Source organism: Methanoculleus sediminis, from assembly GCF_001017125.1.
GTDB lineage: Archaea > Halobacteriota > Methanomicrobia > Methanomicrobiales > Methanoculleaceae > Methanoculleus > Methanoculleus sediminis.
Genome location: NZ_JXOJ01000001.1, coordinates 196,589 through 203,960, shown reverse-complemented (window position 1 = coordinate 203,960; position 7,372 = coordinate 196,589). Strand labels below are relative to the sequence as shown.

Annotated in this window: 5 protein-coding genes; 2 read left to right on the top strand and 3 right to left on the bottom strand. The window is 65.0% G+C overall.

Going from position 1 to position 7,372, the window contains the following annotated elements; genetic code table 11:
• The first annotated feature begins 159 nt into the window (after window positions 1-159).
• Window positions 160-3,336, top strand: a complete 3,177-nt coding sequence (gene ileS / locus SZ63_RS01005; protein ID WP_048179725.1) for an isoleucine--tRNA ligase — start codon at window positions 160-162, stop codon at window positions 3,334-3,336.
• On the opposite strand, the gene SZ63_RS01000 is transcribed toward ileS, so the two are convergent.
• Complete coding sequence (locus SZ63_RS01000; protein WP_082122596.1) at window positions 3,319-4,053, bottom strand: tRNA(His) guanylyltransferase Thg1 family protein; 735 nt, start codon at window positions 4,051-4,053, stop codon at window positions 3,319-3,321. The two genes, ileS and SZ63_RS01000, sit on opposite strands and share 18 nt — an antisense overlap.
• Before the next feature lie 41 nt (window positions 4,054-4,094).
• A complete protein-coding gene (locus SZ63_RS00995) occupies window positions 4,095-4,358 on the bottom strand; it encodes a PRC-barrel domain-containing protein (RefSeq protein WP_048179723.1) in 264 nt (87 codons plus the stop codon).
• A gap of 52 nt (window positions 4,359-4,410) precedes the next feature.
• Between SZ63_RS00995 and SZ63_RS00990 the strand changes: the two genes are divergently transcribed.
• A complete protein-coding gene (locus tag SZ63_RS00990) occupies window positions 4,411-5,547 on the top strand; it encodes a CBS domain-containing protein (protein WP_048179720.1) in 1,137 nt (378 codons plus the stop codon).
• 170 nt (window positions 5,548-5,717) lie between these two features.
• Here the strand turns inward: SZ63_RS00990 and SZ63_RS00985 are convergent, their stop codons facing one another.
• Entirely contained in the window at window positions 5,718-7,370 is a 1,653-nt protein-coding gene (locus tag SZ63_RS00985; RefSeq protein WP_048179718.1) for a radical SAM protein, read from the bottom strand.
• Window positions 7,371-7,372 lie beyond the last annotated feature (2 nt).

The following is a 7,372-nucleotide window of genomic DNA, read 5'->3' as shown; positions in this document are numbered from 1 at the left end:
TCGCACCTGCGGTGCTCGAACTCCTGTCGTCCCGACAGTCGCGAGTCGCACCTGCGGTGCTCCCGCTCCGTTCCTATCGGAACGTCGCGTCGTGCACACAAACACTTTGTCCCCCAACAACAAACGGTACACCAGAGTGCTGAATATGAGGGATACGAGGTGAAAGAAGTCACCGGCAGTTATAACCCGCGCGAGGTCGAAGCGGGAGTCCAGGACTACTGGAAACGGGAGAACACCTACGCACGCGTCCAGGAACTTCGGAAGGATGGAAAAGCGTTCTTTTTCGTCGACGGGCCGCCGTACACCACCGGCCACATCCATCTCGGCACCGCCTGGAACAAGATCATAAAAGACGCCATCCTCCGCTACCACCGGATGGGGGGCAGAAACATCGTCGAGCGGGCCGGCTACGACATGCACGGCCTCCCTATCGAGGTGAAGGTCGAGCACCAGCTCGGGTTCACCTCCAAGAAGGACATCGAAGATTACGGGATCGCCGCGTTCATCGAGCAGTGCCGGACGTTCGCCGTGACGCACATGGAGATCATGAGCGACCAGTTCCGGCAGCTCGGCATCTGGCTCGACTTCGACGACCCCTACCAGACGATCAAGGAGGAGTACATCGAGTCCGCGTGGTGGGCGCTCCAGCGGGCGGAAGAGCGCGGGCTGCTCGAGCGCGGCCACCGGGTCGTGAACTGGTGCCCCCGGTGCGAGACGGCGATCGCCGACTCGGAGGTGGAATACTGGGACGAGACCGACCCCTCCATCTTCGTCAAATTCCCGATTACCGGGCGTGAGAACGAGTACCTGGTGATCTGGACGACCACGCCGTGGACGCTCCCCGCGAACGTCGCGGTGGCGGTCAACACCGGGTTCACCTACGCGCGGGTGGCGGCGAAGAAGGACGGCCGCGAGGAGATCCTCTGGATCGCCGACGAACTCGTCGAGTCCGTCCTGAAGATGGGCCGCTACCAGGACTACACCGTCCTTGAGCGGGCGAGCGGCAGCGACCTCGTCGGAACGGAGTACACGTCGCCGCTCGCCGGCCAGGTCCCCCGCCAGGCGGAGATCCGGCACCGGGTCGTCGCGGCGGACTACGTCGCACTCGAGAACACCGGTCTCGTTCACATCGCTCCCGGGCACGGGTGGGACGACTACCTGGTCGGCATCCAGGAAGGGCTCGAGGTCTTCTGCCCGGTCGACGCCGGCGGGTGCTTCACCCAGGAGGCCGGGGCGTTCGCCGATATGTACGTCCGGGACGCAAATGATCTCGTCATCGACGCGCTCGGCGACTATCTCCTCGCCCGGCGGACGATCACCCACCGCTACGGCCACTGCTGGCGGTGCAAGACCCCCATCATCTACCGCGCGACCGCGCAGTGGTTCCTGAAGGCCACCGAGATCCGCGAACCGATGCTACAGGAGATCGCGAAGGTGAAGTGGTACCCCGAGTGGGCGGGAAGCGCCCGGTTCCACGACTTCGTCAGGGACTCCCGCGACTGGTGCATCTCCCGGCAACGCTACTGGGGCATCCCCATCCCCATCTGGCAGTGCGAACGGTGCGGCGAGCGAACCGTCATCGGCACCGTCGCCGAACTCGAGGAGCGGTCGGGCGTAAAGGTTCCCGACCCACACCGGCCCTACGTGGACGAGATCGTCATCCCGTGCTCCTGCGGCGGGGAGATGCGCCGGGTCGCCGACATCTTCGACGTCTGGTTCGACTCGGCGGTCGCGTCGTGGGCGACCCTCGGGTTCCCCAGGGAGCGCGAGGCCTTCGACCGCCTCTGGCCGGCGGACTTCATCACCGAAGGCCAGGATCAGACCCGGGGCTGGTTCTACTCCCAGCTCGGGGCGAGCACCGTGGCGTTCGGCCGCGCCCCCTACAAGAGCGTCCTGATGCACGGGTTCGCTCTCGACGCCGACGGGCGCAAGATGAGCAAGAGTTTCGGCAACGTGGTGACGCCCGAAGAGGTGGTGAACCAGTTCGGCGTCGACGTTCTGCGGTTCTACGTCCTCTGGGCGAACGCTCCCTGGGACGACCTGAAGTTCAACTGGGACAGCGTAAAGACCATCCACCGGACGCTCAACATCCTCTGGAACGTCTACCGGTTCCCGCTCCCCTACATGGTTCTCGACTCGTTCGAGCCCGCGGCAGGCGACGGCGGCCTCTGGGACGACTCGTTCGTCCGGGCCAATATCAACGGTATGCCCCAGGAAGACCGCTGGATAATCTCCCGGCTAAACTCGCTCGCCCGGACCATGGCCGAGGACATGCGGGAGTACCACCTCCATAAGGTGACGCGGACGCTCGCCGCCTTCATCCTCGAGGATCTCTCCCGCTGGTACGTCCAGCTCGTCCGGCCGAGGATGTGGCTCGAGGAGGATTCGCCGGAGAAGCGGTACGCCTACGAGACGGTATACTACGTCATGCGTCGCCTGACCGCGCTCCTTGCGCCGTTCACGCCCCACATCGCCGAGGAGATCTACGGCAACCTCCGCCTTGCGGGCGACCCGAAGAGTGTCCATATGCTCGACTGGCCGGAGGCGGACGATCTCCTGATCGCGCCCGACCTCGAGAGCGCCATGGAGGTCATCCGGTCGTTCGACGACGCGGTCGCCACCGCCCGGCAGAACGGGAGACGCAAACTCCGCTGGCCGGTCTCCGAGACCGTCGTGGTCACCGGGAGCGACGGGGTGAAGACGGCTCTCGAAAACCTGAACGAACTCGCCCTGAACCGGGCAAATTCCCGGGCGGTCAGGGTCGTTACCGGAAGGTGGGACCGGATCCTCTGGCAGGCCGAGCCGGTGATGCGGGCGATCGGCCCGGAGTTCGGCAAGGAGGGCCCGAAGGTCAAGGCGCTGATAGAGAGCGCGGACGGCACCGCCCTGAAAACCGCCATCGAGCGGGACGGAAAGGCTCAACTCGACGGCTACGAGATCGCCGAACGCCACGTCACCTTCGCGGAAGCCCTTCCCGAGGGCGTCTTTGCCGCGCCCATGAAGGACGCGACGGTCTACGTCGACGTCACCCTCACCCCGGCGCTGGAGGCCGAGGGATACGCCCGCGAGGTGATCCGGCGGATCCAGGAGATGCGCCGCCAGCTCGACCTGAACGTCGACGACTTCATCGTCGCGGCCGTGGACGTCGCCGACGATCGGGTGGCCTCGCTCATCGCAGAAGAGGAGTGGCAGAAGGAGATTGCCGGGGAGGTGCGGGCGGCAGCCCTCACCGTCGGCCGCAACGGGGAGAAGCCGGCGGAGCCCTTTGCGCTCGAAAAGGACTGGGACGTGGAAGGCGTGCAGATGCAGATCGGCATCTCACGCGCCGGTGAGTGACCGTATCAGGGCCGCGCCCTCCTCCGTGGAGAAGAGGGGCGTCTCCTCCGGTTCCCGGATGCAGGCCCGTACGGCCTCGACGGTCTCCCCCGTCACGGGGTTATACCCCTCTTTTATGCACTCGTCCCGGTAGAGGAGCGTTCCCCGCCGCTGCCACGCCGGCGTTGCCGCGAGGTTGACGCCCCGCTCGAACATCATCTCGTGCATGGCTTCAGACTGCATCCCCCGGAGCGCCGCGGCGGCCTCCCGGGCGGTCATCCCCTCCTCGACGAGGGCGTTCTGGCAGTAGGCGTTGATGTGGTTGCGCCACGCCTCGTTCTGGCGCGAGACCAGATACTCGATCGCAAACTCCCCCGCCGCGGGGATCGTCCGGGCGTCGAACGCAAGGGGCTCCGTGCACCTAAGTTCGATCGTGAGTTTGCTCGCCGCAGCCGCGGCGATCACGGAGTCGAGCTTCTCCACCCGCCCGGAGAACGGCAGCGTCGAGAAGTAAAGGCTGATCTCGTCGGAGAAGGTGTAGGCAAACGCGGGAGAGAGGCCGCTTCCGGTGAGGAGGTAGCGGCAGACCGCACGCATGCTCTCGTTGAAGGCGGGATCGAACGGCTTTTTGAGATGAAGCGCACGTGCCAGGCGGTGGAAGGCACGGCCGTCGAGCCGGACAAAAACAGGGGGGAATATCGTGAGGGTCGAGAATATCTCACGGTCTTTCATATCCATATTCTATCGTCAGGGAGCCCCGGAAAGAGCGGGCATCGCGCTCAGTCGTCTTTTGCCGGCAATTTGAAGAGCCCGGGGATGTGGCGGACGATGACGATATCCCCGACGCTCTTTACGACGCGGAAGGGGATCTGCAACCCGGTGTAACCCTTTACCTCTCCGATCTCGGGGTTGAGCTCGCCGACTGCAAGGGCGTCGACCTTTTTCTGGTCCACATCAAGCACGACATCGTCAACGTTCCCGATAAAGACAGCTCTGTCGGTATAGACGCGTAATCCGAACATCTCTGTGATCTGTGTTCTCATCGGTATCCTCTGAAGGTATATTACTATAAATGATAAAAAGATACTCCTTTTCATGGAAGCGTCGCTACAGATTGGAACCCTGGCCGGGATTCCGGTCAAACTGCACTGGAGTTTTCTTCTGGTGATCCCCCTCTTCGCATGGATCATCGGGAGCCAGATTCTGCTCACGACCGGGTTGATCGAGGTCCTCTTCGGCGTTCCAATCGACACGACACTGATTACGGAGGGGTTCAACCCCTACATCCTCGGAATCGTCGTGGCGCTCGGCCTCTTCTTCGGCGTCTTCATCCACGAGATGGCCCACTCGCTCATCGCGAAAGCGAAAGGAATTGAGATCCACAGCATCACGCTCCTCATTCTCGGCGGCGTCTCCCAGATGGAGGAGACGATGCCGGACCCGAAGATCGAACTGCCCATGGCGCTCGCGGGGCCGCTGACGAGCCTTGCGGTCGGCATCGTCTCCGCCGCCCTCGTCTACGTCGTTGCGGCGATCAATCTGGATCCGGGAGTCGCCGGCGTCCTGATCTTCACCTTCGGCTACCTCGGGCTCCTGAACGTCCTGCTCTTCGGGTTCAACCTCCTCCCGGCGTTTCCCATGGACGGCGGGCGCGTGCTGCGGGCATGGCTCGCCCGCCGGATGCCGCTCTCCCGTGCGACCCGGATCGCCGCCGACGTCGGGAAAGGGTTCGCCGTCCTCTTCGGGATCGTCGGGCTCCTGCTCCTGAATCCTATCCTGATCATCATCGCCTTCTTCATCTACATCGGAGCGAACCAGGAGGCCACGTTCCTCCGCTACAACGTCCTGCTGCAGGACGTCACCGTAGCTGACGCGATGAGCAGCCCCGTCGTCACTGTGGAACCGACGATGCCGCTGCCCCGGGTGGTGGACATGATGTACGAAACGAAGCACCTCGGATTCCCGGTGGTGGAGAGGGGATCGCTCGTCGGGATCATCGCCCTCGCCGACGTTCACAAGATCTCGCCGATCGACCGGGAGGCGATGCAGGTGCGCGACGTCATGACCCGGGACCCGACCACCCTCCTGCCGTCGGCGCCGCTCATCGACGCGCTCCGGATCATAACAGGTCAGGAGATCGGGAGGATTCCCGTCGTCGAGGACGACACCCTGGTCGGGATCGTGACCCGGACGGACGTTCTGCGGGTGATGGAACTGCGGGAAGAAGAGTAGCATAGGAGATGTGAAGGGAGAGTCGGCCTTACGCGAAGTACGAGTCGCCAAGGGGAAGTCGTCAGCACCCGTCTACCGAACTTCGCGTTCTTCGCGGCTTCGCGCGAGGGATCGGCTACTCCATACGCTGCTAACTCGCGCGAAGCCGCGAAGGCCGCGAAGAGAGCACTCTAAAACACCATCACGTCCTCGATCCCCGTCTCCCCGGCGACCTCCCGGAACTCTTCGGGGCTGCTAAAAGGCCGGCGGGCGGCGATCGTCGCGGCCCTCTTCTTGCCCACCCCCGGGATCCACCGGAGCGCCGCGACCGGCAGGGTGTTGACCTCCACCGGGCAGGGGAGGGCCGTCACCGACCGCATCCCCCAGTCGACCACGACGGCGTCGAGCACCGTCCTTTCCGCGAGGTCGAGGGGGATCCCGACGAGGATGGGGTATGAGCCCATCTGCCGGCCGAACGATGGTTTTCCAGGAAGTTCGACGACGACCTCCGGAAGGACGGTGCCGACGGGGAAGACACGGCGGAGCATCGGCTCGTCGAACTCCTTCCGCGCCCACTCCTTGAAGGAGCGGAACCGGGCGTCGTGCTTCCCGAGGGTGTTCTCATCGTAGGCCTCTGTTCCCTCGAACGGCATCAACTGCCGGATGTTCACCCGCCGGACGAGAAGACCGGCGTCGAGCACCCGGCGGAGGAACGCCTCGTTTGCGTCGAACGTCACCGGCGTCTCCCCCGCGAGGCCGACGATGAAGTTCAGGCCAGGAAGGAGCTCGGGGACGCCCTTCGTCCGCTTCCCCCCGACCTCGTTCACGACCTCGATCGCGCGGAAGACATCGTCCGGCATGGCCTTGAGGTTGTTCGCCGCGACAACCGCCGGATCGGCGGTCTCCATCCCGAACGCCGCGGTATCGCCGGGGGTGTGGCCGGCGACGATCGCCTCGAGCGCCGCCCGTGCCGCGTCCTCGTGCCGGGCGATGGTGCCCGGATTGATGTTGTCGATGTGCAGGGTTTTGAGGTCAGGGGCGTTCTCCCGGACGGCCGAGAAGAGTTCTTCGAGTGCTCCGGGGCGCGGAACCGGGAACTCCCCGCCGCCGTTGCTGTTGTAGGCGAGGAGATCCGGCTGCCGGCCGAGCCTGAAGTGGCGGGCGCCAGCGGTATGGAGCGCCGCAACCTCCTCTGCTATCCCCTCGATGCTCCGGTAGCGCGGGAGCCCGTAGAACGGCTCGGTGCAGAACGAGCACCCTCCGACCGTCGCCCGCGAGCACCCGGTCGCGGTCTCGAGTTCGCACATTACGTAGGGGAATGCCGGGTGCTGCGATATGATACCGGCACCCGCTGCAGCCCAGGGATCGGTCAGGGAGTAATCCCCCGTGCCGGAAGGTTCCCCGCCCGAGAGCCAGTTATCCAGCGCGACCGCGGGTGAGCCCGAGAGCGTGACGCCGAACCCGGCGATCGCCTGCCGGATCGCCCTCTTCCCGCCTCCCGGAGCGTAGCCGAAGGCGATCGGCCCGCCGATCGCCGTGGTCGGCTGCCGGAGCAGGATCCCGAGCTGCTGGATCTCCGTCAGGGTCGCGGGTTTCCCGCCGATGTATGCCCCCGGCACCGTCAGGCCGGCGATCATCACCACGAGGTCGCCGCGTCCGTAGCCGGCGGCGAGGGTGGGATCGGCCCGGATCTGGTCGATGGTGACGTAGCGGGCCGCGTATCCGTGCCCGGCAAGGGCACCGGCGACCTCGCGGATGTACGGGGAGATATAGGGCGCGACGCCGAGGCACGCAGGCTCGTCGACGTAGCCGTCGATGATGAGGGCGTTAGTTGACTCTGGCATGT

Bases quoted from the DNA above. Each gene is read 5' to 3' on its own strand.
- SZ63_RS01000 (WP_082122596.1), bottom strand. From the start codon at position 4,053: ATGGATATGAAAGACCGTGAGATATTCTCGACCCTCACGATATTCCCC.
- SZ63_RS00995 (WP_048179723.1), bottom strand. From the start codon at position 4,358: ATGAGAACACAGATCACAGAGATGTTCGGATTACGCGTCTATACCGAC.
- SZ63_RS00990 (WP_048179720.1), top strand. From the start codon at position 4,411: ATGGAAGCGTCGCTACAGATTGGAACCCTGGCCGGGATTCCGGTCAAA.
- SZ63_RS00985 (WP_048179718.1), bottom strand. From the start codon at position 7,370: ATGCCAGAGTCAACTAACGCCCTCATCATCGACGGCTACGTCGACGAG.